Annotated in this window: 22 protein-coding genes and 1 pseudogene; 16 read left to right on the top strand and 7 right to left on the bottom strand. The window is 60.4% G+C overall.

The window, feature by feature from the left end:
• Nucleotides 1-18 precede the first annotated feature (18 nt).
• From rpmJ to AR306_RS12825, 7 genes are all read left to right on the top strand, one after another.
• Nucleotides 19-135: a 50S ribosomal protein L36 gene (rpmJ, locus tag AR306_RS12855; RefSeq protein WP_101497939.1), complete on the top strand. Its 117-nt coding sequence runs from the start codon at nt 19-21 to the stop codon at nt 133-135.
• 124 nt (nt 136-259) lie between these two features.
• The gene (gene rpsM / locus AR306_RS12850) at nt 260-616 is read left to right on the top strand and encodes a 30S ribosomal protein S13 (protein ID WP_101497938.1); all 357 of its coding nucleotides are present in this window, start codon (nt 260-262) and stop codon (nt 614-616) included.
• A gap of 28 nt (nt 617-644) precedes the next feature.
• Complete coding sequence (gene rpsK / locus AR306_RS12845; RefSeq protein WP_101497937.1) at nt 645-1,034, top strand: 30S ribosomal protein S11; 390 nt, start codon at nt 645-647, stop codon at nt 1,032-1,034.
• 17 nt (nt 1,035-1,051) lie between these two features.
• Complete coding sequence (rpsD, locus tag AR306_RS12840) at nt 1,052-1,672, top strand: 30S ribosomal protein S4 (protein WP_101497936.1); 621 nt, start codon at nt 1,052-1,054, stop codon at nt 1,670-1,672.
• Nucleotides 1,673-1,694: 22 nt separating this feature from the next.
• Nucleotides 1,695-2,696 carry a DNA-directed RNA polymerase subunit alpha gene (locus AR306_RS12835; protein WP_101497935.1) on the top strand — a complete coding sequence of 334 codons (1,002 nt, stop codon included), beginning with the start codon at nt 1,695-1,697 and terminating at the stop codon, nt 2,694-2,696.
• 46 nt (nt 2,697-2,742) lie between these two features.
• Nucleotides 2,743-3,132 carry a 50S ribosomal protein L17 gene (gene rplQ, locus AR306_RS12830; protein WP_101497934.1) on the top strand — a complete coding sequence of 130 codons (390 nt, stop codon included), beginning with the start codon at nt 2,743-2,745 and terminating at the stop codon, nt 3,130-3,132.
• A 150-nt stretch (nt 3,133-3,282) separates the two neighbouring features.
• Nucleotides 3,283-4,728, top strand: a complete 1,446-nt coding sequence (locus tag AR306_RS12825) for a catalase (protein ID WP_101497933.1) — start codon at nt 3,283-3,285, stop codon at nt 4,726-4,728.
• An 88-nt stretch (nt 4,729-4,816) separates the two neighbouring features.
• On the opposite strand, the gene AR306_RS12820 is transcribed toward AR306_RS12825, so the two are convergent.
• Nucleotides 4,817-5,689 (bottom strand): DMT family transporter, encoded by an 873-nt coding sequence (locus tag AR306_RS12820; RefSeq protein WP_166627896.1) that lies wholly within the window; start codon nt 5,687-5,689, stop codon nt 4,817-4,819.
• Nucleotides 5,690-5,768: 79 nt separating this feature from the next.
• The gene (gene uvrA, locus AR306_RS12815) at nt 5,769-8,597 is read right to left on the bottom strand and encodes an excinuclease ABC subunit UvrA (protein WP_101497931.1); all 2,829 of its coding nucleotides are present in this window, start codon (nt 8,595-8,597) and stop codon (nt 5,769-5,771) included.
• A 222-nt stretch (nt 8,598-8,819) separates the two neighbouring features.
• Here uvrA and AR306_RS12810 point away from each other — a divergent pair, with 222 nt between their 5' ends.
• The 9 genes from AR306_RS12810 to tldD all read left to right on the top strand — a co-directional run bounded on the left by AR306_RS12810 (nt 8,820) and on the right by tldD (nt 19,911).
• Nucleotides 8,820-10,220 carry an MFS transporter gene (locus AR306_RS12810; protein WP_101497930.1) on the top strand — a complete coding sequence of 467 codons (1,401 nt, stop codon included), beginning with the start codon at nt 8,820-8,822 and terminating at the stop codon, nt 10,218-10,220.
• 22 nt (nt 10,221-10,242) lie between these two features.
• Nucleotides 10,243-10,773 (top strand): single-stranded DNA-binding protein, encoded by a 531-nt coding sequence (ssb, locus tag AR306_RS12805; RefSeq protein WP_101497929.1) that lies wholly within the window; start codon nt 10,243-10,245, stop codon nt 10,771-10,773.
• A gap of 143 nt (nt 10,774-10,916) precedes the next feature.
• The gene (locus AR306_RS12800) at nt 10,917-11,801 is read left to right on the top strand and encodes a sugar nucleotide-binding protein (protein WP_101497928.1); all 885 of its coding nucleotides are present in this window, start codon (nt 10,917-10,919) and stop codon (nt 11,799-11,801) included.
• 37 nt (nt 11,802-11,838) lie between these two features.
• Entirely contained in the window at nt 11,839-12,858 is a 1,020-nt protein-coding gene (locus tag AR306_RS12795; protein WP_101497927.1) for a methyltransferase, read from the top strand.
• Nucleotides 12,855-13,724, top strand: coding sequence for a thioredoxin (gene trxA / locus AR306_RS12790; protein ID WP_101497926.1), 870 nt, complete (start codon nt 12,855-12,857; stop codon nt 13,722-13,724). The genes AR306_RS12795 and trxA overlap by 4 nt, the downstream gene beginning before the upstream one ends.
• A gap of 425 nt (nt 13,725-14,149) precedes the next feature.
• On the top strand, nt 14,150-16,000 hold the full coding sequence (locus AR306_RS12785; protein ID WP_101497925.1) for a DUF1302 domain-containing protein: 1,851 nt from the start codon (nt 14,150-14,152) through the stop codon (nt 15,998-16,000).
• Nucleotides 16,001-16,163: 163 nt separating this feature from the next.
• A complete protein-coding gene (locus AR306_RS12780) occupies nt 16,164-17,534 on the top strand; it encodes a DUF1329 domain-containing protein (protein ID WP_101497924.1) in 1,371 nt (456 codons plus the stop codon).
• Nucleotides 17,535-18,077: 543 nt separating this feature from the next.
• Entirely contained in the window at nt 18,078-18,404 is a 327-nt protein-coding gene (locus AR306_RS12775; protein WP_101497923.1) for a DUF1820 family protein, read from the top strand.
• Between the two features lie 67 nt (nt 18,405-18,471).
• Nucleotides 18,472-19,911, top strand: coding sequence for a metalloprotease TldD (gene tldD / locus AR306_RS12770; RefSeq protein ID WP_101497922.1), 1,440 nt, complete (start codon nt 18,472-18,474; stop codon nt 19,909-19,911).
• A 156-nt stretch (nt 19,912-20,067) separates the two neighbouring features.
• Here the strand turns inward: tldD and lnt are convergent, their stop codons facing one another.
• The 5 genes and pseudogenes from lnt to hemH form a co-directional block, all read right to left on the bottom strand.
• Nucleotides 20,068-21,579, bottom strand: coding sequence for an apolipoprotein N-acyltransferase (lnt, locus tag AR306_RS12765; RefSeq protein WP_101497921.1), 1,512 nt, complete (start codon nt 21,577-21,579; stop codon nt 20,068-20,070).
• Nucleotides 21,580-21,810: 231 nt separating this feature from the next.
• Entirely contained in the window at nt 21,811-22,644 is an 834-nt protein-coding gene (locus tag AR306_RS12760; protein ID WP_101497920.1) for an HlyC/CorC family transporter, read from the bottom strand.
• Nucleotides 22,641-23,122: pseudogene (ybeY, locus tag AR306_RS12755) on the bottom strand (rRNA maturation RNase YbeY). Before ybeY ends, AR306_RS12760 begins: the two are co-directional and overlap by 4 nt.
• Entirely contained in the window at nt 23,112-24,113 is a 1,002-nt protein-coding gene (locus AR306_RS12750) for a PhoH family protein (protein ID WP_240622546.1), read from the bottom strand. Before AR306_RS12750 ends, ybeY begins: the two are co-directional and overlap by 11 nt.
• 240 nt (nt 24,114-24,353) lie before the next feature.
• On the bottom strand, nt 24,354-25,376 hold the full coding sequence (hemH, locus tag AR306_RS12745) for a ferrochelatase (RefSeq protein WP_101497919.1): 1,023 nt from the start codon (nt 25,374-25,376) through the stop codon (nt 24,354-24,356).
• Nucleotides 25,377-25,398 lie beyond the last annotated feature (22 nt).

Genomic DNA, 25,398 nt, shown 5'->3' with positions numbered 1-25,398 from the left:
TGAGTTCAGGAGTGCAAGATGAAAGTTCGTGCATCGGTAAAAAAACTTTGCCGCAACTGCAAAATCATCCGTCGCGAAGGCGTCATCCGGGTGATCTGCTCGGCAGAACCACGTCACAAGCAGCGCCAAGGCTGAGTGTGACGCGTAACCCGTCCGCTAGCTAGTGCGCTAGCGGACTGATCAAAACCTACAGCATCAACACGCATGTCCCATTTCTTGGCTTCCGGGGCGTGCGTTGCTGTCAATTGGAGTTAATTGAATGGCCCGTATTGCAGGCGTCAACATTCCGGATAACAAGCATACTGTTATCTCGCTGACCTATATCTTCGGTATCGGTCGGCCAACTGCACAGAACATCTGTGCCGCTACCGGCATCAATCCGGCAGCAAAAATCCAGGACCTTTCTGACGACCAGATCGAAAAGCTGCGTACAGAAGTTGGCAAGCTGACCACCGAAGGCGACCTGCGCCGCGAAGTGACCATGAACATCAAGCGTCTGATGGATCTGGGTTGCTATCGTGGTCTGCGTCATCGTCGCAGCCTGCCAGTCAATGGCCAGCGCACCAAAACCAATGCTCGTACCCGCAAGGGCCCGCGCAAGCCGATTCGCAAGTAATCCTCTGGAAACGGACAGGAATTAAATTATGGCTAAAGCAGCTGCTCGTCCTCGCAAGAAGGTCAGGAAGACGGTGGTTGATGGCATCGCCCACATCCATGCGTCATTCAACAACACTATCGTAACCATCACCGATCGCCAGGGTAATGCACTGTCCTGGGCTACTTCCGGTGGTTCAGGTTTCCGTGGCTCGCGCAAGAGCACCCCGTTCGCTGCCCAGGTTGCAGCCGAGCGCGCCGGTCAGGCTGCCCTCGAGTACGGTCTGAAGAACCTTGAAGTCAACGTCAAGGGTCCCGGCCCGGGCCGTGAGTCTGCCGTTCGTGCGCTCAACGGTTGCGGTTATAAAATTTCCAGCATCACCGACGTGACGCCCATCCCGCATAATGGATGCCGTCCGCCGAAGAAGCGTCGCGTGTAATCAGGAGACAGTAAGAAATGGCTCGTTATATTGGTCCCAAGTGCAAACTGTCCCGTCGTGAAGGTACCGACCTCTTCCTGAAGAGCGGTTCACGCGCGATTGAATCCAAGTGCAACATTGAAACTGCTCCTGGTCAACATGGTCAGCGTCGCGGCCGCCTGTCCGAGTACGGCAGCCAGTTGCGTGAAAAGCAGAAAGTACGCCGCATCTACGGTGTGCTGGAGCGCCAGTTCCACAGTTATTACAAGGAAGCGGCCCGCCGCAAGGGTGCAACCGGTGAAAACCTGCTGCAACTGCTGGAAAGCCGTCTGGACAACGTGGTTTACCGTATGGGCTATGGTGCGACCCGCGCCGAATCCCGTCAGCTGGTATCCCACAAGGCCATCACCATCAATGGTCAGACCGTGAATATTCCGTCTTACCAGGTTCAGCCGGGTGATGTGATCGCTGTGCGCGAAAAATCCAAAAATCAGCTTCGTATCGCTCAGGCTCTCGAACTGTGTGCCCAGCGTGGCCGCGTCGAGTGGGTAGAGGTCGATGCAGAGAAGAAATCAGGCGTGTTCAAGAACGTGCCTGAGCGTAGTGACCTCTCTTCAGACATCAATGAAAGCCTGATCGTCGAGCTCTACTCCAAGTAAGGGCTAGAAAATAGGTGTATCCATGCAGATTTCGGTAAATGAGTTTCTGACCCCTCGTCAAATCAAGGTCGATACGGTCAGTCCGACCCGCGCCAAGATCACGCTTGAGCCTCTCGAGCGTGGTTTCGGACATACATTGGGCAATGCGTTGCGACGCATTCTGTTGTCATCCATGCCTGGTTGTGCGGTTGTCGAAGTTGAAATCGACGGCGTGCTGCACGAATACAGTGCCATTGAAGGTGTACAGGAGGATGTCATCGAGATCCTGCTGAACCTCAAGGGTCTGGCTGTAAAAATGCACGGCCGTGACGAGGCCACCCTGAGCCTGAGCAAGAAAGGCCCGGGCGTTGTAACCGCAGCCGATATCCAGCTGGATCATGATGTGGAAATCGTTAATGGCGACCACGTTATTGCCAATCTGGCTGACAAGGGCTCCCTGGACATGAAACTGCGCATTGCGCGCGGTCGTGGCTACGAAGCAGCAGACTCCCGCTTCACTGACGAGGATGAAACCCGCAGTGTTGGCGGATTGCAGCTGGACGCCCTGTTCAGCCCGGTGCGCCGGGTTTCCTATGTGGTAGAAAATGCTCGTGTCGAGCAGCGTACCGACCTGGACAAGCTGATCATTGAGCTTGAAACCAACGGCACCCTCGACCCTGAAGAGGCGATTCGTCGCTGTGCAACAATTCTGCAGCATCAGCTGGCAGCCTTTGTTGAGCTTCAGGCCGAAGCAGAACCGGTTGAAGACAAGGTGGAGGATGAGGTTGATCCGATCCTGCTGCGCCCTGTCGATGACCTGGAACTGACCGTCCGCTCGGCCAACTGCCTGAAAGCGGAAAGCATCTACTACATTGGCGACCTGATCCAGCGTACCGAGGTGGAGCTGCTCAAGACGCCAAACCTGGGCAAGAAATCCCTGACCGAGATCAAGGATGTTCTGGCGCAGCGCGGTCTGTCCCTGGGCATGCGGCTTGATAACTGGCCGCCGGCAAGTTTGAAAAAGGATGACAAGGCCACTGCCTGATCGTCCATCATCACCGAACAACAAGAGTTTGGTAAGGAATTGAACCATGCGTCATCGTAAAAGTGGCCGTAAACTGAACCGCACCAGCGCACACCGCAAAGCCATGTTCCAGAACATGGCGGTATCGCTGTTCGAGCACGAACTGATCAAGACCACTCTGCCCAAGGCCAAAGAACTGCGCCGCGTAGCAGAGCCCCTGATCACTCTGGCCAAAGTCGATTCAGTGGCAAACCGTCGTCTGGCTTTCTCGCGCACGCGCTCCAAGGAAGCTGTAGGCAAGCTGTTCAACGATCTTGGCAAGCATTACGCTCAGCGTCCGGGCGGTTACGTCCGTATCCTGAAGTGTGGCTTCCGTGCTGGTGACAATGCGCCGATGGCCTATGTCCAGCTGGTAGACCGTGCTCAGCCAGCAGCTGCTGAAGAAGCTGCCGAGTAATTCGGCATGCCAATAAAAAACCGGGCTCTGCCCGGTTTTTTATTGGCTATACGATAGTTGATGTGTATCAAAAAGATAGCTTTTAATGTCTTTTGACTATTCGTGGGTTTGTGTATTGTAGACCTCACCACCCGTTGAGAGGATTCAATCATGGATATCAAAAGCAAACTCACCTCAGTTTCCGGCGCGCCGGTCGCCAATAACCAGGACAGCCTGACCGCTGGCGCACGTGGCCCGATGCTGTTGCAGGATGTCTGGTTTCTCGAAAAGCTCGCGCATTTTGATCGTGAGGTGATTCCTGAGCGCCGCATGCACGCCAAGGGTTCCGGTGCATTCGGCGAATTCGTGGTGACCCATGACATCACCCAGTACACCAAGGCGGCCCTGTTTTCCGAGATCGGCAAGAAAACCGAGATGTTCGTGCGCTTCTCGACCGTTGCCGGCGAGCGTGGTGCAGCTGATGCCGAGCGTGACATCCGCGGCTTTGCCATGCGCTTCTATACCGAGCAGGGCAACTGGGACCTGGTCGGCAACAATACTCCGGTGTTCTTCTTCCGTGACCCGCTCAAGTTCCCTGACCTGAACCACGCGGTCAAGCGTGACCCGCGTACCAACATGCGCTGCCCGGTCAACAACTGGGACTTCTGGACCGGCCTGCCCGAAGCCCTGCACCAGGTCACCATCGTCATGAGTGACCGTGGCATTCCGGCCAGCTACCGCCACATGCACGGCTTCGGTTCGCACACCTTCAGCTTCATCAATGCCGACAACGAGCGTTACTGGGTCAAGTTCCACTTGCTGACCCAGCAGGGCATCAAGAACCTGACCGACCAGGAAGCGGCCGAGCTGGTAGGCCAGGACCGTGAAAGCTCGCAGCGTGACCTGTATGAGGCAATCGAGCGCAAGGACTTCCCGCGCTGGACCATGTATGTCCAGGTCATGCCTGAGGCCGATGCAGCCAAGGTTCCTTACCATCCGTTCGACCTGACCAAGGTCTGGCCGAAAGCGGATTACCCGCTGATCGAGGTGGGTTACTTCGAGCTCAACCGCAACCCTGACAACTACTTTGCCGATGTCGAGCAGGCAGCCTTCAACCCGGCGCATATCGTGCCAGGAATCGGCTTCTCGCCTGACCGCATGCTGCAAGGCCGCCTGTTTTCCTATGGCGATGCGCAGCGTTACCGCCTGGGCGTCAACCACTACCAGATCCCGGTGAATACGCCACGCTGCCCGTTCCATAACTTCCACCGTGATGGTGCCATGCGTGTGGACGGCAACGAAGGCAGTCGCGCCCACTACGAGCCCAACACCAGGGGCGAGTGGCAGGAGCAGCCCGACTTCGCCGAGCCGCCACTGCAGATTGAAGGTCTGGCCGACCGCTTCGACTACTGGGAGACCGAGCCGGATTATTTCACCCAGCCGGGCAACCTGTTCCGCCTGATGAGTCCAGAGCAACAGCAGGTGCTGTTTGATAATACCGCTCGCAACATGGCCATGGTGCCCGAGTACATCAAGCGCAAGCATATCGAGCACTGCAGCAAGGCCGACCCTGCCTATGGTGCAGGTGTTGCCAAGGCGATGGGCCTGGAAGTCTGATTCGTCCAGTCACCCGGCAATGACAGACCGGCCCTCGCGGGCCGGTTTTTTTATGGGTGGCAGTTACTGTACATGCTGATAGCGGGCATCAGGATGACGCCTGCGCTTGCCGCTCGATCCGTAGCAGGATCATCGACGCGCCCAGAATCAGCAGGCAGCTGAGGATGATCCAGGGCGTTACCGGCTCGTTGAACAGCCAGGCAGCGAAGGCAATGGCGTAGACTGGTTCCAGTGCGATGAAACCGCTGCAGGTGCTGGCCGACACATGCCTCAGGGCATACAGGTAAAGCAGCAGCATGATGGCGGTATTGATCACGCCCAACCCTGACAGTGCCAGCCAGTCGAACAAGCCGGCCGGTGCCGGTGTGGCGACAAACAGCCAGGGTGCCAGCAGGATGAACACCACAACATTTTGGCAAAATGAAACATTGGCGGCGGACAGTGAGCCATCCAGCCGCTGCGCTATGCGCCAGAACAGGGCATACACGGCGGCCGACAGCAGGCCGACCAGGGTGCCGGCGGTATTGTTCCCGCCTTGTCCGGGCTCGACCAGCAGGGCAACGGCGGCAATGATGGCCACGCCGGCCAGCACTTCCGCCAGGCGGGGCAACCGCCGTAGCGCGGCTGCTTCAACGAGCACGGTAAACAGCGGAAAGGTGGCAAAGGTCAGGGTGGCGATGGCCACGCCGGACAGCTGTACGGACATGAAAAAGGTCAGCCAGTGGCTGGCCAGCAGAAAGCCGCTGGCCACCAGCCGGCCGAGACTGCGCGGCGTCATGTGCAGCAAGCGGGCGGAGAGGCCGCCAACCACTGCCAGGGCCAGCGCGCCCAGCGCCCCGCGCAAGGCAGTGATCCACACCGGGGAAACATCCAGCTTGCCGTACAGGGCGGCAGTACCGAAGATCACTGCGGCAAGATTGATGGCAACCAGCCCCCGGGTTTGCGGGGACAGTGCCTGCATCCATGTAAACCGGCCGTGCGGCATGTCGTGACTCCTTCCGGAACGTGGGCGGCACCCCGCATGGATGCCGCTGTGCCGGCTATGCCTGGCCGAGCAGGGGTTGCAGGAAGCGTCCGGTATGCGAGCTTTCTGTGGCAGCGATCTGCTCCGGCGTACCGGTGGCAATGATCTGGCCGCCACGCGAGCCGCCTTCCGGCCCCAGATCGACGATCCAGTCGGCGGTCTTGATCACGTCCAGGTTATGCTCGATCACCACGATGCTGTTGCCGCGGTCACGCAGCTGGTGCAGCACATCCAGCAACAGCTGGATGTCGGCAAAGTGCAGGCCGGTGGTCGGCTCGTCGAGAATGTACAGCGTCTGGCCGGTATCACGCTTGGACAGCTCGCGCGCCAGCTTGACCCGCTGCGCCTCGCCACCGGACAGGGTGGTGGCGCTCTGGCCGAGGCGGATATAGGACAGGCCGACATCGATCAGGGTTTGCAGACGACGCGCCAGTGCGGGAATGGCGTCAAAGAAGCCACGAGCTTCTTCGATGGTCATGCCCAGCACCTCGTCGATGCTTTTGCCCTTGTAGCGGATGTCCAGTGTCTCGCGGTTATAGCGCTTGCCCTTGCAGATGTCGCAGGGTACGTAGATGTCCGGCAGGAAGTGCATTTCCACCTTGATCACGCCATCGCCCTGGCAGGCTTCGCAGCGCCCGCCCTTGACGTTGAACGAGAAGCGCCCCGGCGTATAGCCACGGGCACGGGCCTCGGGCACGCCGGAAAACAGCTCGCGGATCGGGGTGAAAATGCCGGTATAGGTGGCCGGGTTGGAGCGTGGTGTGCGCCCGATCGGGCTCTGGTCGATATCCACCACCTTGTCCAGATGCTGCAGTCCGTCGATTTCCTCGTAAGGTGCGACCTCCAGTGTGGTGGCGCCGTTCAGGGCGGTGGCCGCCAGCGGATATAGGGTGCCGTTGATCAGGGTCGATTTGCCCGAGCCGGATACACCGGTAATGCAGGTGAACAGGCCCAGCGGAACCACCAGGTTGACGTTTTGCAGGTTGTTGCCGCTGGCCCCCAGCAGGCGCAACATCTTTTCCGGGTTGAGCGGGGTGCGCTGTTGCGGGTACGTAATCTGTTTGCTGCCGGACAGGTATTGCCCGGTCAGGGAGTCGGGGTTGGCCATCACCTGCTGTGGTGTGCCCTGTGCGACAATCCGGCCACCATGTACGCCGGCGCCGGGGCCGATGTCCACCACATAGTCGGCCAGGCGGATGGCATCCTCGTCATGCTCGACCACGATCACCGTATTGCCCAGATCACGCAGGTGCACCAGCGTGGCCAGCAGGCGCTCGTTGTCGCGCTGGTGCAGGCCGATGGAAGGCTCATCAAGGATGTACATCACCCCGACCAGACCGGCACCGATCTGGCTGGCCAGACGGATGCGCTGGGCCTCGCCGCCCGACAGGGTGTCGGCACTGCGCTCCAGTGTCAGATAGTCCAGCCCGACATTGACCAGAAACTGCAGGCGCTCGCCGATTTCCTTGAGGATCTTGCCGGCGATCTCGCCACGTCGCCCGGGCAGGCTGAGCTGGCTGAAATACTGGTGCGCATCGCCGACCGGCAGGCGGACCACTTCGGGCAGTGTCCGCTCGGCTACCCAGACATGCCGCGCCGAACTGCACAGGCGCGAGCCGTTGCAGTCGGGGCAGGCCTGGGTGCTCAGGTATTTGGCCAGTTCGTCGCGTACGCTGGTTGACTCGGTTTCGCGGTAACGGCGTTCAAGGTTGGGCACGATACCCTCGAACGGATGCTTGCGCTTGACGATATCGCCACGGTCGTTGAGGTAGTTGAACTCGATGTCTTCCAGCCCGCTGCCCTGCAGGATCAGCTGCTGTGTGCGCTTGTCCAGCTGGCCAAAGGGCGTGTCGATATCAAAATCGTAATGGCGGGCCAGCGACTGCAGCATCTGGAAATAATAGGCGCTGCGCCGGTCCCAGCCACGGATGGCGCCTTCGGCCAGTGTCAGCTCGTTGTTGACCAGCCGGCGGGCATCGAAGAACTGTTTCACGCCCAGGCCGTCACAGCCGGGGCAGGCGCCCGACGGGTTGTTGAAGGAAAACAGCTTGGGTTCCAGCTCGCCAACGGAGTGGCCGCAATGCGGACAGGCAAAACGCGCGGAAAACACCTGTTCCAGCTCGAAATCTTCGTCCATGCTGGCCACGCAGGCAATGCCGTCGGCCAGCTGCAGCGCGGTCTCGAAGGACTCGGCCAGCCGCTGAGCCATGTCGTCACGTACCTTGAAACGGTCGACCACCACATCAATGTTGTTGCGCTTGTTCTTGTCCAGCGCCGGCAGGTCGTCCATGTCATGGACCTTGCCGTTGATGCGCAGGCGGATGAAACCCTTGGCGCGCAGCTCCTCCAGCAGCACCAGGTGTTCGCCCTTGCGCTCGCGGATCACCGGGGCCAGCAGCATGTAGCGGTGTTCGGTTGGCAGGGCCAGTACGCCGTCAACCATCTGGCTGACGGTCTGGGCTTCCAGCGGCGCATTGTGGGTCGGGCAGTGGGGAATGCCAACCCGCGCGTAGAGCAGGCGCAGGTAGTCATAGATTTCGGTAATGGTGCCCACGGTGGAGCGCGGGTTGTGCGAGGTGGATTTCTGCTCGATGGAAATCGCCGGTGACAGCCCCTCAATGGTATCGACATCGGGCTTTTCCATCATCGACAGGAACTGGCGGGCGTAGGCCGACAGCGATTCCACATAACGGCGCTGGCCCTCGGCATACAGCGTATCGAACGCCAGCGACGACTTGCCCGAGCCGGACAGGCCGGTGATCACGATCAGCTTGTCGCGCGGCAGGCTCAGGTCGATGTTTTTCAGGTTGTGCGTACGTGCGCCGCGAATTTCGATGGTATCCACTGCTTGATCCGGAGAAACTGGAAACGCACAAGTATACAGTCTTTGGCTGTTTCCTGTCGGGGCGGATGTCCCTGGCCTGCTTGCCGGAAGCGTGCCGCCCGGCCGGCCAAAGCGGGCTTGCCGGCTCGTGCACCGGGGTGCGTTCATGCTGGCCACTGGATGCAGCAGGCCGCCGGCGAACCTGCTAAAATCTTGCACCCTCAAGATTTTAGAGATGACTGCATGGATTCCCGTGTTGATTCGATGAATACAGTTGAACGCCGAGCCATGAGCGGCCTGTCGCTGGTATTCGCTTTCCGCATGCTGGGCATGTTCATGGTACTGCCGGTCTTGGCAACCTACGGGCCGGAGCTGGCCAGCAGCAGCGGCTTGCCGACGCCGCTGCTGATCGGCATTGCCATCGGTGCCTACGGGCTGACCCAGGCGCTGCTGCAGATTCCCTTCGGCATGCTGTCCGACCGGATCGGGCGCATGCCGGTGATCTATGCCGGTTTGCTGGTGTTCGCGCTGGGCAGTGCGGTAGCCGCTATGGCCGGTTCGATCGAGATGCTGATCGTCGGGCGCATCATCCAGGGCGCTGGCGCAATTTCTGCCGCAGTCATGGCATTGCTGTCGGACCTGACCCGTGAACAGCACCGCACCAAGGTCATGGCCGGAATCGGCATGAGCATCGGGCTGTCGTTTGTTGTCGCCATGATTGCCGGTCCGGTGATCACCCGCTGGACGGGACTGGCCGGGCTGTTCTGGTTCACCTCGGCGATGGCCCTGTTCGGCATCCTGCTGATGGCGGTCTGGGTACCCAAGCCCCGGCAACAGCTGCGGCATCTTGATTCTGGCATCAACCGTGCGGCGCTGGGGCGGGTATTTGCCGATCCCCAGCTGTTGCGTCTGGATGTGGGCATCTTTGTCCTGCATGCGCTGCTGATGGCCAGCTTCACCGTGTTGCCGCTGGTGCTGGTGGAGCAGGGCGGGTTGCCGCGTGACGAGCACTGGTGGGTCTATGTGATCGCGATGGTGACCGGTTTTGTGTTGATGGTGCCCTTCATCATCTACAGCGAAAAGCAGCGACAGCTGAAAAACGTGTTCCTCGGTGCCATCGCGCTGGTCGGGCTGAGCCAGTTGTATTTCTGGTGGCTGGGCAACAGCCTGTTGCTGCTGGTATTGGGTGCAGTGCTGTTTTTCGCCGCTTTCAACCTGCTGGAAGCCACCCTGCCGTCACTGGTCAGCAAGCTGGCACCTGCCGGAGCCAAGGGTACGGCGATGGGCATCTACTCAACCAGCCAGTTCATGGGGGCGGCAGTGGGCGGCTTCCTGGGCGGTGGTCTCTATACTTTGGGTGGCAATGGTGCGGTTTTTGCCGGTTGTGCGGCGCTGGCCGCACTTTGGTGGGTGTTTGCTGCTACCATGCAGGAGCCGCCATATGTCACAAGCACACGCCTGACGGTGGGTGCCGCTACCGGTCCCGGCGACGAGCTGCTGGCCCGGCTGCGCAGCCAGCCTGGCGTAATGGATGCGCTTTATGTGGCAGAGGACGCTGCGGTTTATGTAAGATTTGACAATAAAGTAAACGAACGTGAACAGCTGCAGGCACTGCTCGACAGTCACCAGCCTGCCACTAGCTGACACGTGAGACAAGGAGATAGCAATGGCGCGTGGAGTGAACAAAGTCATCCTGATCGGCAACCTCGGCGGCGATCCGGAAACCCGTTACATGCCCAACGGCAATGCCGTGTGCAACATCACGCTGGCAACCAGTGACAGCTGGAAGGACCGCAATACCGGACAGCTACAGGAACGCACCGAATGGCACCGGGTGGTTTTCTTCGGCAAAATCGCCGAGATTGCCGGCCAGTACCTGCGCAAGGGGTCCAAGGTATATATCGAAGGCCGCCTGCAGACCCGCGAATGGGAAAAGGACGGAATCAAGCGCTACACCACGGAAATCGTGGTGGATATCGGTGGCCAGATGCAGATGCTCGACGGCCGTGGTGACGGCGGTGGTTATGACCAGCAGCCGCAGGGTGGCCAGCAACGGCCACAACAGCCTGCTCCACAGCAGCAAGCGCAGCCGGTACAACAGCCCGACTACCAGCGAGCGGCCCCGGCGGCGCAAATTCCGCCCGAGCCGGCTCCGGCGCAATCGTACGACAATTTTGACGACGATATTCCATTTTAGGATCTGCCGGCCGTTCTGTCCGTTCTGTCCGGGCGCACGGGCAGAACGGCCTGACGTTTTTCCGTGCGGGACAGCATCCACAATACCACCGGCTGCCGGGCGCTGCCGGAAGCCAGCCAACAGACTGAAAGGCAAAGCTCAGCATGCACTTGAAGATCGTTTTACTGGGCGCAGGCAATGCGCTGGGGCAGGCCCTGATCCGTCAGGGTGCCGAGCGCGATATCAGTTTTTTTGTGCCCCGGCCAGCCGAAGGCGGCTGGACTCCGGCTGCCCTGACCGAGCTGATCGACCAGGTGCGCCCGGATGTGGTGATCAACCTGGCCTATTATTACGACTGGTTTCAGGCCGGGCGTGTCGAGCCGGCAAAGTTTGCCCATCAGGCGGAAACCGTCGAACGCCTGGCCCAGCTGTGCAAGCATTACCAGAGCATCCTGATCCAGCCTTCCAGCTACCGGGTGTTCGATGGCTGCCGCGCTACCGCCTATAGCGAAAAAAATGACTGCAATCCGCTGAGCCCGCGTGGCCAGGCCTTGCTGGCAATGGAAGAGAGTGTGCGCTCGATTTGTTCGCGCCACATCATCTTGCGTTTTGGCTGGCTGCTGGATGACAGCCCGGACGGCATGCTGGGGCGCGTGCTGCAGCGGGCGCAAGCCCACGAAAGCATGGAGATGGCCGATGACCGGCGCGGCAACCCGACCCCGGTCGATGATGCCGCGCGGGTGCTGGTGGCGATTCTCAGTCAGCTCGATTGCGATGCGCCACTGTGGGGAACCTACCAGTACGGTGGCCAGGAGGCGGCAACCGCGCTGGCGGTGGCCGAAGCCATTCTGCAGGAAGCGAAAAGCTGGGACTCCGACATCAGGCTGGAAGTGGTGCCGCGCCCGCATGCCCATTTCGAGGATGCCGGCATCGAGCCGCAGCATGGCGTGCTCGACTGCAAAAAAATAACCCATGTATTCGGCATCAAACCGCGCTCCTGGCGTACCGGGCTGGCCGAACTGCTGGACAATTACTATCGCAACGTCTGACCGGCCCGTGCCGGTTGGCCCTTCACAACAGGTTGCCATGGACCCAAGAAGCCAGGTGCTGCTGCGGCAGGCAGACCACTTTACCCCTGAAAAACTCTTGCTGGCAGGTGCTCCCGCCGATCATCTGCTGGCCGAATGGCCACAGGCATCGGCCTGGAGCTGGCTGGCCGACGAATACCGGGTGCTGCAGCGTGCCGGTACGGCACATTATGGTCACCAGCTTCCGCAGCTGGCCGTGGCCGATGCCGTTCTGTTCTTGCCCAAGTCCCGCGAGCTGACCGAGTACCTGTTGCACACGCTGGCCGGCTTGCCGGGCCTGCAACGGCTGTTTCTGGTCGGTGAAAAGAAAGCCGGTATCGAGCGGGCGGCAAAACAGCTGGCGCAATTCGGCAAAACCTGGAAGCTGGACAGTGCCCGTCACTGCCAGCTCTGGCTGTGCGAACTGGGCCCGCCGGCAGGTTTGCCACCGGCTCCGGAACAGTGGCAGCAACAGTTCAGCGTGGCGTTACCCGGGGCAGAGCCGCTGCAGCTGTGCAGCCTGCCGGGCGTATTCAGCCATGGACGGCTGGACAGGGGCACGGCCCTGCTGCTGGAGCACCTTGACGACCTGCCGGCGGGGCACCTGCTGGACTTTGGTTGTGGTGCCGGCGTGCTCGGCGCGGCACTCAAGCGGCGCTATCCGCACTGCATGGTCAGCCTGCTGGATGTTGACGCCTTTGCGCTCGAGAGCAGTCGCCGTACACTGGCGGCCAACGGGCTGGAGGCGCAGGTGCTGGCTGGCGCAGGCATTGCCGATGCACCCGGGCAGCTGGCGGCCATTGTTACCAACCCGCCGTTTCACAAGGGTGTCCACACCCATTACCAGGCCACCGAAGAACTGATCAGGCAGGCCGCCGGGCACCTGCTGCCGGGCGGCGAGCTGCGGCTGGTGGCCAACAGCTTTCTGCGTTATCCCGAATTGATAGAAGCCCATCTGGGGCCGTGCCGGGTTCTGGCCGAGCGAGACGGCTTCCGCGTGTACAGCGCCAGACGGGGGCAGGAGAGGAGCAAGAAGTGACTCAAGCATTTATCTTTGATGTGGAAGGCACGGCAGCCTTTGACCAGCTGGTGATCGAGAATTCTTTTGCCAAGCCGGTGCTGGTGGACTTCTGGGCCGACTGGTGTGCGCCCTGCAAGGCGCTGATGCCGATGCTGGAAAAAATTGCCACCCACTACAATGGCGAGTTTCTGCTGGCCAAGGTCAACTGCGATATCGAGCAGGAAACCGTGGCCCGTTTTGGTGTGCGCAGTCTGCCGACGGTGGTGCTGTTCAAGGACGGCCAGCCGGTTGACGGCTTTGCCGGGGCGCAGCCCGAGTCACAGATTCGCGAAATGCTGGCCCGGCACGTGGCCGAACCGGCCGAACCCAGCATCACTCCGCTGGAGCAGGCGCAGCAGCTGTTTGACGAAGGGGCCTACGCCGCTGCCGAAGCGGTCCTGCAGGCGTTGCTGCAGGAAGACAACAGCGGCGTGCCGGCACTGATCCTGTATGCACGCTGTTTACTGGAGCGTAATGCACTGGACGATGCCGGCCAGGTACTGGCTGCGGTCAAGGATGATGACTACCGGCACGAACTGGCCGCGGCGCAAGCGCAACTGGCCTTCTTGCGCCTGTCTGCCGAGTTGCCGGATGTGGCCGAGCTGAAAACGCGGCTGGCCCAGAATGCCGGCGATGACGAGGCCGCCTGCCAGCTGGCCATCCAGCAGCTGGCCCGCCAGCAGTACGAACCTGCGCTGGAGGCCCTGTTGCAGCTGTTTGTGCGCAACCGGGACTATGGCCAGGGTGCCGCGCAGCGAACCTTGCTGCAGGTATTCGAGCTGCTGGGCAGTGCCCACCCGCTGGTCATCCAGTATCGGCGCCGGCTGTATCAGCTGCTGTACTGACCCTGCCCGTTTCCGCACCTGCTGGCCGGCATGCCGCCTCCAGCAGGTGCCAAATCATTTGTACATCGCCCGCTGCCCGGATCAGTCCGGATCTGCGGGCGGGGTGTTACTTTACGGGTTGTTGTGTTACCAAATGAAACCCTGTCGTTCCCGATACGGCCTGAAGTAAGTGCCGTAACCGCTTGCTCCCGCTATTCATGTTCGAATCCGCGCAAAAAAATCTGCTCTTGAGCCCTGTCAATTAACGTGACCGGAATTGACCTGTGGGTCATATACTTTTGTGGCACAGTAGATGCTTGGAAGTACTGCTAAAGTGTTCCTTAAATGAACGGAGCAGCCCGGACGGGCCTGTTTTGTCCATTGCTTCAACAGCCCGGGAGTGGTGTGCCGGGCCATAACCAAAAAAATAAAACGTTCGGAGTAGCATGATGATGACGACCCGCAAGCAGATCTGGCAGCTGGCCCGGTTGCCACTGGCCGTAAGCCTGGCTTCCGCACTGGCCGCGCCGGCCATGGCGATCAACTTCAACATTGGCGAGATTGAAGGCTCCTTTGACAGCTCGCTGTCAGTCGGTGCCAGCTGGTCTACCGCCGACAGGGACAAGAAATTCATCGGTAACGCCAACGGCGGTACCGGTTACACCCAGACCGGCGACGATGGCCGGCTGAACTTCAAGAAAGGCGACAGTTTTTCGAAAATCTTCAAGGGCCTGCACGACCTTGAACTGCGCTACAAGGACAGCGGCCTGTTCGTGCGCGGCAAGTACTGGTACGACTTCAAGCTGCATGACCAGAACCTGCGCCACCCCGATCCGGAAAAGCGCCGCATCAGCAACAACGGCCGCAAAGAGGGTGCCAAGACCCGTGGTGCGGAAATCCTCGATGCTTTCCTCTTTCACAACTACATGATTGGCGACCAGCCCGGTACCGTGCGTCTGGGCAAGCAGGTGGTTAGCTGGGGTGAGAGCACCTTCATCATGAACTCCATCAACTCGGTCAACCCGATTGATGTCTCCGCCTTCCGCCGTCCCGGTGCCGAGCTGAAAGAGGGCCTGATTCCGGTCAATATGTTCTACGTATCCCAGAGCATCACCGACCGTCTGTCAGCGGAAGCCTTTTATCAGCTGAGCTGGAAGCAGACGGTGGTGGATAACTGCGGTACTTTCTTCTCGTCAGCGGATGTGGCGGCGGATGGCTGTGATAATGGCTATCACATCCTGAACAAACAACTGACCCAAGGCATAGTGCTGCCCAATTTAGCTCTTTTGGAGTCATTCGGGCTTGGGCTTCAGGCATCACAGGAAGGCTTGATGATTCCGCGTGGCAAGGACAGGAAAGCCGGTGACAGCGGCCAGTGGGGTATGGCTCTGCGCTGGATGGGTGACAACACCGAGTATGGCGCCTACTTCATGAACTATCACAGCCGGATGCCTTTCCTGAGTACGCAGAATGCTGATGCAGCCACCTTTACTGGGGCACTTGGAACGACTGGGGTTCATGCTCTTGCACCGGCGGCAGTATTAGTTGGGCGCGGTAATTACTTCATGGATTATCCTGAAGATATCCGCCTGTATGGTTTGAGCTTCTCGACCACCTTGCCAACAGGTACCGCGTGGCAAGGTGAGATTAGCTACCGGCCTAATGCACCTGTCCAGATTAACACTCAGGATATGACACTGAGGCTGACCGCAGGGGTAACAAATATTACAGGGCCTGCGGATGTACCGGCTTATTTGGCGAGGGCAGGTCAGATTAACCGCGGCTATAACCGTAAGGAAATCACCCAGCTGCAAACCACCTTCACCCACTTCTTTGACCAGGTTCTTGGCGCTGAACGAGCCACAGTGGTTGGTGAAATCGGCTATGCCCATATAGGTGGGCTGGAGAGCAAGCGCAAGCTGCGTTACGGACGTGATCCGATTTACGGTTCCCCAGCAAGTGTCATACCTGATGTGCCGCACGCACGCGAAGTTAATGGCTGGAAAGGCTTCACCACCAAAAACTCCTGGGGCTACCGTGTCCGCGGTCAGCTGGATTACAGCGACGTGTTTGCCGGTGTCAACCTGAAGCCGAATATGGCGTTCTCTCATGACGTGAAAGGCTACGGCCCGAACGGTCTGTTCAACGAGGGTGCCAAGGCAGTCAGCGTCGGTCTGGATGCGGACTACCGCCACACCTACACCGCTGGCCTGTCCTACACCAACTTCTTTGGTGGCCGCTACAACACCATGAAGGACCGTGACTTCGTATCACTGAACTTCGGCATGAACTTCTAACAATGCCTCTGCGGACGCGGCTCCGACCGCGATCTGCTCCGGCATGTCTGGAGCAGATCGCCGGACGGGGCGGTCCGGCAAGGCGCAGGAAAGAATCTGCAGGCTGTCCGTGTAAGCGGGCAGCGCAATAGAAACAGAACACGCATAAGCAGGAAGACAGATCATGAAAATACAGAAAACCCTGATGCAGACCGGCGCAACCTTCGTATTGTCGCTGTTCGCCGCCAGCGTCATGGCAGCCGTATCTGCCGGTGATGCAGCCAAACTGGGCACCAGCCTGACACCGTTCGGTGCTGAAAAAGCCGGCAACGCCGACGGCTCCATTCCCGAGTGGACCGGTGGCCTGTCCACCACGGCCGCATCCGTGAGTGCCAACGGCTTCATGGCCGACCCGTTTGCTGGTGAGCAGCCGCTGTTCACCATCACCGCGCAGAACATGGACCAGTACAAGGACAAGCTGACCCCGGGCCAGCAGGCGATGTTCAAGCGTTACCCCGACACCTACAAGATGAATGTCTACAAGACCCATCGCTCGGCCACCATGCCGCAAGAGGTGATCGACGCGACCCGTGACAACGCGACCTCGGTCAATCTGGTGCAGGATGGCAACGGGCTGGAAAACTTCAAGGTGGCCAACGCCTTCCCGATTCCGCAAAACGGCCTGGAAGTGATCTGGAACCACGTCACCCGCTACCGGGGGGGCAGCGTCAAGCGCAAGGTGACCCAGGCCACCCCGCAGACCAACGGTTCCTACTCGCTGGTGTACTTTGACGAGCAGTTCGTGTTCCCGAACAAGCTCAAGGATTATGACGCCAGCAAGCCGTCCAGCATCCTGTTCTACTTCAAGCAGAGCGTGACCGCGCCGGCACGTCTGGCCGGTAACGTGCTGCTGGTGCATGAAACCGTCAACCAGGTGACCGAGCCACGTTCGGCCTGGTTGTACAATGCTGGTCAGCGCCGTGTGCGCCGTGCTCCGCAGGTGTCCTATGACGGCCCGGGTACCGCCGCCGACGGCCTGCGTACTTCCGACAACCTGGACATGTTCAACGGCGCGCCGGACCGCTACAACTGGCAGCTGCACGGCAAGAAGGAAATGTACATTTCCTACAACAACTACCGTCTGGACTCGCCCGAACTGAAGTACAGCGACATTCTCAAGGCCGGCCACATCAACCAGGAGCTGCCGCGCTACGAGCTGCACCGCGTGTGGCACGTAACCGCCACCCTGAAGGAAGGCGAGCGTCATATCTACGCCAAGCGTGACTTCTATATCGATGAGGACACCTGGCAGGCAGCGGTCATTGACCACTATGACGGCCGTGGCAACCTGTGGCGCGTGGCCGAGGCCCATGCCCTGCAATACTTTGCCCAGCAGGTGCCATGGTATGCCTTCGAGACCCTGTACGACATCCAGTCCGGCCGTTACTTGGCCATGGGCATGAAGAACGAGGAGAAGCACTCTTACGAGTTCAACGCCACAGCCACCTCTGGCGAGTTCACGCCAGCGGCGCTGCGCCAGTCCGGCGTGCGTTAAGCGTTCGGGGGATGCTGAAATCAGCCCGGGTACGGCTTGCCGTATCCGGGTTTTTTGTCTCTGGAGGGATGCCGGCAGATGCCAGGGCCGGGGTGCAGGCAAAAAAAGACCCGCCACCTGGGCGGGTCAAACACCGTGTTAAGCCTGATGAGGAGAAACCGGAATCATTGCATGATTGCGGACTACTCGCTGGTGATTAGCCAGTGATGTAGATGATAATGGTTCGCATTATCTGATGCAAGCTTTTTGTCGCACTTTTTTGCTCGGGTTTCCCTGGGGCTGCTGATTTGACAAGCAAATCACTGTAGGTGCGAATTTATTCGCACAGTTCGCACAGTTCGCACAGTTCGCACAGCTCGCCTCGGTTGCCCGGCGTTGCCGGGCTTTGTTCGAATAAATTCGAACCTACAGGGCATGCCACGTAATTCCCCCTTTGCTGGATACAGTGCTACCTGCTACCTGCTACCTGCTACCTGCCGCATGCGCAAAAAATCTGTATTCAGGCTAGAATGGCGCCCGGTTTATTGGATAGCGGGCAGGGCCATGAGCAAAGAAGATGCACAAATCTTCAAGGTGATTTTCGTCAACCAGGGGCAGGTCTTTGAAATCTACGCCAAGGCCATATATCAGAGTGATCTGTGGGGCTTTCTCGAGGTTGAGGAGTTCGTGTTTGGCGAACGCACCCAGATGGTGATCGATCCCAGTGAAGAGAAGCTCAAGACCCAGTTCGAGGGCGTGATCCGCAGTTATATTCCGATGCATGCCATTGTGCGCATCGACGAAGTCGAGCGTCTGGGCGTGGCCCGTATCAGCGAGGCCACCGGCAGCAATATCATGAGCTTCCCCTTGCCGGTTCCGCCGAAGGCATGAGCGGGGCGCAGGCTGGCCATTGCGCAATGTCGCGTAATGAGCAGGCAACATTCAGGAGCAATGCAACATGACACAGCAGACACAAGATGCCGCACAGGTGTTGCTGGCCGCCAATGGCCTGCAGCTGTCCGATCTGGACGCGCTGCTGGCGCAGGTAGCCGGCCCGGGTATCGATGCCGGTGACCTGTATTTCCAGCGCCGCATGACCGAGTCCTGGGTGCTGGAAGAGGGCATCGTCAAGCAGGGTAATTTCAGCCTGGACCAGGGTGTCGGCGTGCGTGCCATGGCCGGCGAGAAGACCGGTTTTTCCTACAGCAACAGTATCGACCTGTCGGCGCTGACACAGGCGGCACAGGCGTCACGCAGCATTGTGCGTAGTGGCCGGCAGGGCCGTCCACTGGCATTGGTGCAGTCGCCGGCCGTGCCGCTGTACCCGGTAGAGACGCCCCTGCATGTGTTGAGTGCGGAGGAAAAGGTCGGCCTGCTCAAGGAACTGGATGCCTTCACCCGCAGCCTGGACAGCCGGGTCAGTCAGGTCAGCCTGAGCCTGGTCGGGGCATGGGAGCATGTGCTGGTTGCCGATCTGGATGGCACACTGGCGACCGACATCAGGCCCATGGTGCGTTGCAATGTCAGCGTGATTATCGAGCACAATGGTCGTCGCGAGCGGGGCAGCCATGGTGGTGGTGGCCGTACCGACTACCGTTATTTCGTGGAAAATGACCGCATGCAAGATTACGCCCGCGAGGCGGTGCGCCAGGCGCTGGTCAATCTGGATGCGGTGGCGGCACCGGCCGGCAGCATGCCGGTGGTGATGGCACCGGGCTGGAGCGGCGTGCTGCTGCACGAGGCGGTCGGGCATGGCCTGGAGGGCGACTTCAACCGCAAGGGCAGTTCCAACTACAGCGGCCTGATCGGTCAGCAGGTGGCCTCGCCGCTGTGCACCATTGTCGATGATGCCACCCTTGCCGGCCGCCGTGGCTCGCTGACGCTGGACGATGAGGGGGTGGCGGCGCAGAACACCGTACTGATCGAGAACGGTATCCTGCGTGGTTACATGCAGGACAAGCTCAATGCCCGTCTGATGGGTGTTGCCAGTACCGGCAATGGCCGGCGCGAGTCCTATGCCCACCTGCCGATGCCGCGCATGACTAATACCTACATGCTGGCCGGCGAGTCGGACCCGGAGGAGATTGTCCGTTCGGTGAAGAAGGGCATCTATTGTGCCAGTCTGGGCGGTGGCCAGGTCGATATCACCAGTGGCAAATTCGTCTTTTCCACCAGCGAAGCCTACCTGATCGAGGACGGCAGGATCACCGCGCCGGTGAAGGGCGCCACCCTGATCGGCAACGGCCCGGATTGCATGCGCGGGGTATCGATGGTCGGTAACGACCTCGAGCTGGACAGCGGCGTCGGTATGTGTGGCAAGGCCGGCCAGACCGTGCCGGTTGGCGTCGGCCAGCCCACGCTGAAGATTGATGCTATAACCGTGGGTGGTACCGCCTGATCATCGTCTTGCCGTACTTCCCGCGCGAGGCAACGATTCTGTAGGTGCGATACCGGCCAGCTGTAGGTCCGGATTTATCCGGACAAAGCCCGGCAGCGCCGGGCTACAAGGCCCGTATGTGCGAATGAATTCGCAGGGTGCAGCTTCGCAGCAGATTCAGTGCTTGCGTTTTTGCTGGATGGCGAAGAGCAACAGCAGTGTGCACAGAATGCCTAGCGGCCATGAGCCAAACCTCAGGTAGGGTGTCAGCCCCTGCATGGGGACCACCTGGCCGTGCAGAACCGCCTGTTCAAACTGGGGAATCTCGGCGGTGATCTGGCCAAAGGGATTGACCAGTACGCTGATGCCGTTGTTGGTGCCGCGAATCATCCAGCGGCCGGCCTCCAGTGCCCGCATCTGCGCCATTTGCAGATGCTGTAGCGGGCCGATCGAGCGGCCGAACCAGGTGTCGTTGCTGATGGTCAGCAGAATCTCGCTTTGTGCCGCCAGCCGGGTGGCAAACTCCGGGTAGACCACTTCGTAGCAGATGTAGGGCGCGATGCTGTGGCCGCGGGCCTGCAGGGGCGGCTGACCGGCCGGGCCGCGGGCAAAGTCGGACATGGGCAGGTCAAAGAATTCGATCAGGCCGCGCAGCCAGTCCTGCAGGGGCACGTACTCGCCAAAGGGTACCAGCTTTTGCTTCAGGTAATCGCCGGAGCCCTCGCCCAGCACGGTAATGCCGTTATAGAAGCTGCGTCGGCCGTCGTCGGCAACGTGGCGTACGGGGATGCCGGTGATCAGGGCGCTACCCCGCTCGAGTGCACGCTCGTGCATGAAGTCAAGCCAGGGCCGGGCGCTGTCCTGGAACAGGGGGACGGCGGTTTCCGGCCAGAGCAAGATGTCGGCGGTCGCTGCGTCCAGGGTCATCTCCCGGTACAGGTCGAGCTGGGCGGCGAGCTGGTCCGGGTCCCATTTCAGGTTCTGTTCGATGTTGCCCTGGAATACTGAAACCGATAGCGGCTGTCCGGCCGGGCGTGTCCATTCGTGCTGGTGCAAGGGCATGCTGCCCAGCCAGAGGAGCGGCAACAGCAGGGCGCGGGTCAGGGTTTGGCGGCGGCTCAGACGGTGACAGAACAGCTGAACCAGCAGGGGGCCGCTCATGGCCAGAACAAGACTGATCAGCCAGACGCCGCCCAGCGGAGCGAGGCCGGCCAGCGGGCCTTCCAGCTGGCTGTAACCGGCATACAGCCAGGGGAAACCGGTCAGGAACCAGCCGCGAAACGCCTCCATGGCGACCCAGAGGACGGCAAAGGCCGGAACGTTGAGCAGCCGGTGCTCGGGATGGCGCAGGTAGCGCACCCAGAGCCAGGCTTGCAGGGCATGAAACAGGGCCAGCGCAGCAACAAACAGCAATGTCAGGAAGCCGGCCAGCAAGGGAGGGGCGGCACCGTAGTCGTGGATGCTGACGTAGACCCAGCTGGCACCGGAGGCAAACAGGCCGAACCCGAACAACCAGCCGGTAAGTAGTGCCTGGCGGCTGGTGGCTTCCTGCAGCAACAGGTACAGCAGGGCAATCGACAGCGGAGCCAGTGGCCACAGGTCAAACGGAGCCAGTGACAGGGTCAGCAGGCAGCCTGCCAGCGGTGCCAGCAGGTGGTGTATCCAGCGTTTGTGGAGTATGAATTGCAAGGCTGAAAATCCTTGGGCCGGTTGCAGGGCAGGGCGTGTTTTGGCGCTGTGTTTGCAGTAGTGGTAGCTGCAAGAGCCGTGTGCATGATTCCGTACGGCTATTCTGTCACCCGGCGTATGTACGCCTGGCTCGGCACCCGGCTTCTGTCGCCGGGTCTGCGGCCAGACTTTGCTGTACGCAGAACGTGGCTCGCGGCTGGCTGCATGGCCCGGAGTGCTGCAAGCATGGCGTCAGCGTATCTTGCTGACGCGCAGCAGGTGCAGGCGGCGGCTGTCGGAATTGACCACGCGGAAACGCCATTGTTCCAGCTCGATGGTTTCATTGCGCTTGGGCAGATGGCCGAATCCGCTCATCACCACGCCACCGATGGTGTCGTAGTCGTCTTCGGAAAAGCCGCTCTTGAAAAATTCGTTGAAGTCCTCGACCGGGGTCAGGGCCTTGACGATGAAGTCGCCGGTCGGCAGCTGGCGGATGAAGTTGTCGTCATCGATGTCGTGTTCGTCCTCGATGTCGCCGACAATCTGTTCCAGCACGTCCTCGATGGTGACCAGGCCATCCACGCCGCCGTATTCATCGATGACGATGGCCATGTGGTTGTGGTTGGCGCGGAATTCCTTGAGCAGCACGTTGAGGCGCTTGGACTCGGGCACGAAGGTGCAGGGGCGCAGCAGCTGGCGCAGGCTGAAATTGTCCGGCCGCGCCAGGATCAGCGGCAGCAGGTCCTTGGCCAGCAGGATGCCGAGCACTTCGTCGGTGTTCTCGCCAATCACCGGATAGCGCGAATGGGCGGCCTCGAACACCGCCGGCAGGAACTCTTCCGGGGTCTGGTCCACCTGGATGCAGATCATCTGCGAGCGGGGAATCATGATGTCGCGAACTTTCAGCTCGTCGATTTCCATGGCTCCTTCCACAATGCCCAGGGCGTCATCGTCCAGCAGGTTGTTGCGGTTGGCTTCGCGCAGCAGGGCAAACAGCTCCTGGCGGGTTTTCGGCTCGTGGTTGAAGGCCTGTGCGAGCTTGTCCAGCCAGGACTTGTGCCCGGTACTCGAATTGTCTTCGCTCATGGTGTATGCAGTTCCGTCCGTTCGTGATCGGCATAGGGGTCGGGGTAGCCCAGGCTGGCCAGCAACTGGCGCTCAAGAGCTTCCATGGTTTCGGCTTCGTCATCCTCGATATGGTCAAAGCCGAGCAGGTGCAGGCAGCCGTGGATCACCAGATGGGCCCAGTGGGCGTCGCTGGTCTTGCCTGTTCGGCGGCTTCGCGAGCCACCACCGGGGCGCAGATGACCAGATCACCCAGCAGGGGAATGTCGAGGATGCCCGGCGGTATGTCGGCGACAAAAGACAGCACGTTGGTGGCGTAGTCCTTGCCGCGCCAGTCGCGGTTGAGTTCGCGGCCCTCGTCTTCGTCGACCACGCGGATGGTCAGCTCGGCAGTGTCACGTCGTGTCGACAGGGCGGTGCGGCACCAGCGTTCGAAGTCGGCCTGTCCGGGCAGGGCGCCGGCGCTGCTGGCCAGCTGCAGGTCAAGCTCAAGCTTCATCACGGGCCGCCTGTGTTTCCTGTTCATCGAAGGCGTCGTAGGCTTCGACAATCAGCTGGACCAGCGGGTGACGCACCACGTCGGTGGAGTCGAAGAAGGTGAAGCCTAGCCCTTTGACGTCTTTCAGCACATGCAGCACGTGCTTGAGACCGGACTGGCTGCCGCGCGGCAGGTCGATCTGGGTGATGTCGCCGGTAATCACTGCGGTGGAGCCAAAGCCGATGCGCGTCAGGAACATTTTCATCTGCGCACGGGTGGTGTTCTGGCTTTCGTCGAGAATGATGAAGCTGTTGCTCAGGGTGCGGCCGCGCATGTAGGCCAACGGGGCCACCTCGATGATCTGGCGTTCGATCAGCCGGTTGACGTAGTCGGTACCGAGCATCTCGTAGAGGGCATCGTAGAGCGGGCGCAGATAGGGGTCGATTTTCTGGCTCAGGTCGCCGGGCAGGAAACCGAGTTTTTCACCGGCCTCGACCGCCGGACGTACCAGCAGGATGCGTTCGATATCGCCGCGCTCAAGGGCATCGACGGCACAGGCAACGGCCAGGTAGGTCTTGCCGGTACCGGCCGGGCCGACGCCGAAGTTGATGTCATGCTGCCTGATCGAGCGTACGTAACCCTGCTGGTTGCGGCCGCGCGGACGGATGGTCTTTTTACGGGTACGCAGGGTGACGCTGTTGTCGGCTGCTTCTGCGGCGGCGGGCATGACCTGTTGCTGCATGCCGGCTTCCTGAAGCAGCAGGTGTACGTCATCAGGGCCGAGATCACGCAGTTTGGCTTCGCGGTACAGGTTGCGCAGGAAGATTTCCGCCTTGCGGGTGGCATCATCCTCGCCCAACAGCTCGAACTGCTCGCCACGATTGCGGATGGTCACGTGTAGCTGGCGCTCGATCAGGCGCAGATGCTCGTCATACTGGCCGCACATGTTGGCAAAGCGGGCGGCCTCAAAGCCGTCCAGGGCAAAGCGATGAATCGATGTCGTACTGTCCAAGAGGGGGAATAGCCTCGTCTCGAAAGGGGAATATGCCTAGGATAACCGCGCGGTAATAAAGCGCAAGCATTGCATGCGCTGAAATTGCGGGGAAAAGGCCGCTGCCCGGTCATCTGCTACGCGGAAAAAGGCCTGTTGTGTGCAGGTTCGAATTTATTCGAACAAGCCTGGCGCTGCCGGGCTGTAGAAGAGCATGTGCGAATGAATTCGCACCTACAGGGTGCGGCGTTGCAACAGGTCTTAACTGCTCCGGCGTGCTTCACACAGGCGGACCAGGGCGGCGGCCCATTCCGGGTGGTCGTTCAGGCAGGGGATCAGGTGCAGGTCCTCGCCGCCGGCAGCGATGAATTGCTCGCGGCCACGAATGGCCAGCTCTTCCAGGGTTTCGATGCAGTCGGCAACAAAGGCTGGTGACATCACCAGCAGCTTTTTGACGCCCTGGCCGGCCAGCTCTTCCAGTTGCTCTTCGGTGTAGGGCTCGATCCACTTGGCCCGCCCCAGTCGGGACTGGAAAGACACCGACCATTGCTGTGGCTGCAGCTGCGCCGCACTGGCAAAGCGCTCGGCAGTACGCAGGCACTGGGCGCGGTAACAGCCGGCGAGCACCTCGTCGGAGGCAGTCTGGCAGCAGTCCGCGCTTTGCAGGCAGTGATTGCCGGTCGGGTCCAGCTTGGTCAGGTGGCGCTCCGGCAAGCCGTGAAAGCTGAGCAGGAGGTGGTCGAAGTCCTGCTCCAGATCGGGCCGGGCACTGGCCACCAAGGCGTGGATATAGCTTTCGTCTTCGTAAAATGCCGGCAGGGTGCGCAGCTCCAGTGTCAGCTTGTGCTTGTTGACGATACGTTCGGCTTCTTCGATGGCAGTGGTGGTGGTGCTTTCGGCAAACTGCGGATACAGCGGTGCCAGCACCACGGATTTGACGTTTTGTTCCGCCAGGCGCAGCAGGGCGCTTTCGATTGATGGCTGGGCATAGCGCATGCCCAGCTCGACCGGGCCGTGGGACCACAGCTTGCGCACCTCGTCACGCAGGCGCTCACTGATCACCACCAGGGGTGAACCTTCCGGCTGCCATACCAGCTTGTAGGCTTCGGCTGACTCGGCTGGCCGGCGCAGCAGGATCAGGCTGACCAGCAGGCGGCGCAATGGCCAGGGCAGGTCGACAACGTGAGGGTCCATGAGAAACTGGTTGAGATACTGACGTACATCGGCCACTTCTGTAGAGAGTGGAGAGCCGAGATTGACTAACAACAAGCCCTGATCGTGCATAGATAACCCTTGGTTGGCCTGG

Origin of the sequence: Thiopseudomonas denitrificans (assembly GCF_002866065.1) — a bacterium.
Taxonomy (GTDB): Bacteria; Pseudomonadota; Gammaproteobacteria; order Pseudomonadales; family Pseudomonadaceae; genus Thiopseudomonas; species Thiopseudomonas denitrificans.
The sequence above is the reverse complement of the archived record's forward strand: the minus strand, read 5'-3'. Positions and strand labels throughout refer to the sequence as shown.

Bases quoted from the DNA above. Each gene is read 5' to 3' on its own strand.
- rpsK (WP_101497937.1), top strand. From the start codon at position 645: ATGGCTAAAGCAGCTGCTCGTCCTCGCAAGAAGGTCAGGAAGACGGTG.
- AR306_RS12760 (WP_101497920.1), bottom strand. From the start codon at position 22,644: ATGAGCGAAGACAATTCGAGTACCGGGCACAAGTCCTGGCTGGACAAG.
- rplQ (WP_101497934.1), top strand. From the start codon at position 2,743: ATGCGTCATCGTAAAAGTGGCCGTAAACTGAACCGCACCAGCGCACAC.
- AR306_RS12810 (WP_101497930.1), top strand. From the start codon at position 8,820: ATGGATTCCCGTGTTGATTCGATGAATACAGTTGAACGCCGAGCCATG.
- tldD (WP_101497922.1), top strand. From the start codon at position 18,472: ATGACACAGCAGACACAAGATGCCGCACAGGTGTTGCTGGCCGCCAAT.
- AR306_RS12775 (WP_101497923.1), top strand. From the start codon at position 18,078: ATGAGCAAAGAAGATGCACAAATCTTCAAGGTGATTTTCGTCAACCAG.
- rpsM (WP_101497938.1), top strand. From the start codon at position 260: ATGGCCCGTATTGCAGGCGTCAACATTCCGGATAACAAGCATACTGTT.
- AR306_RS12800 (WP_101497928.1), top strand. From the start codon at position 10,917: ATGCACTTGAAGATCGTTTTACTGGGCGCAGGCAATGCGCTGGGGCAG.
- rpmJ (WP_101497939.1), top strand. From the start codon at position 19: ATGAAAGTTCGTGCATCGGTAAAAAAACTTTGCCGCAACTGCAAAATC.
- rpsD (WP_101497936.1), top strand. From the start codon at position 1,052: ATGGCTCGTTATATTGGTCCCAAGTGCAAACTGTCCCGTCGTGAAGGT.
- AR306_RS12780 (WP_101497924.1), top strand. From the start codon at position 16,164: ATGAAAATACAGAAAACCCTGATGCAGACCGGCGCAACCTTCGTATTG.
- AR306_RS12835 (WP_101497935.1), top strand. From the start codon at position 1,695: ATGCAGATTTCGGTAAATGAGTTTCTGACCCCTCGTCAAATCAAGGTC.
- AR306_RS12825 (WP_101497933.1), top strand. From the start codon at position 3,283: ATGGATATCAAAAGCAAACTCACCTCAGTTTCCGGCGCGCCGGTCGCC.
- AR306_RS12795 (WP_101497927.1), top strand. From the start codon at position 11,839: ATGGACCCAAGAAGCCAGGTGCTGCTGCGGCAGGCAGACCACTTTACC.
- AR306_RS12785 (WP_101497925.1), top strand. From the start codon at position 14,150: ATGATGATGACGACCCGCAAGCAGATCTGGCAGCTGGCCCGGTTGCCA.
- AR306_RS12820 (WP_166627896.1), bottom strand. From the start codon at position 5,689: ATGCAGGCACTGTCCCCGCAAACCCGGGGGCTGGTTGCCATCAATCTT.
- ssb (WP_101497929.1), top strand. From the start codon at position 10,243: ATGGCGCGTGGAGTGAACAAAGTCATCCTGATCGGCAACCTCGGCGGC.
- hemH (WP_101497919.1), bottom strand. From the start codon at position 25,376: ATGCACGATCAGGGCTTGTTGTTAGTCAATCTCGGCTCTCCACTCTCT.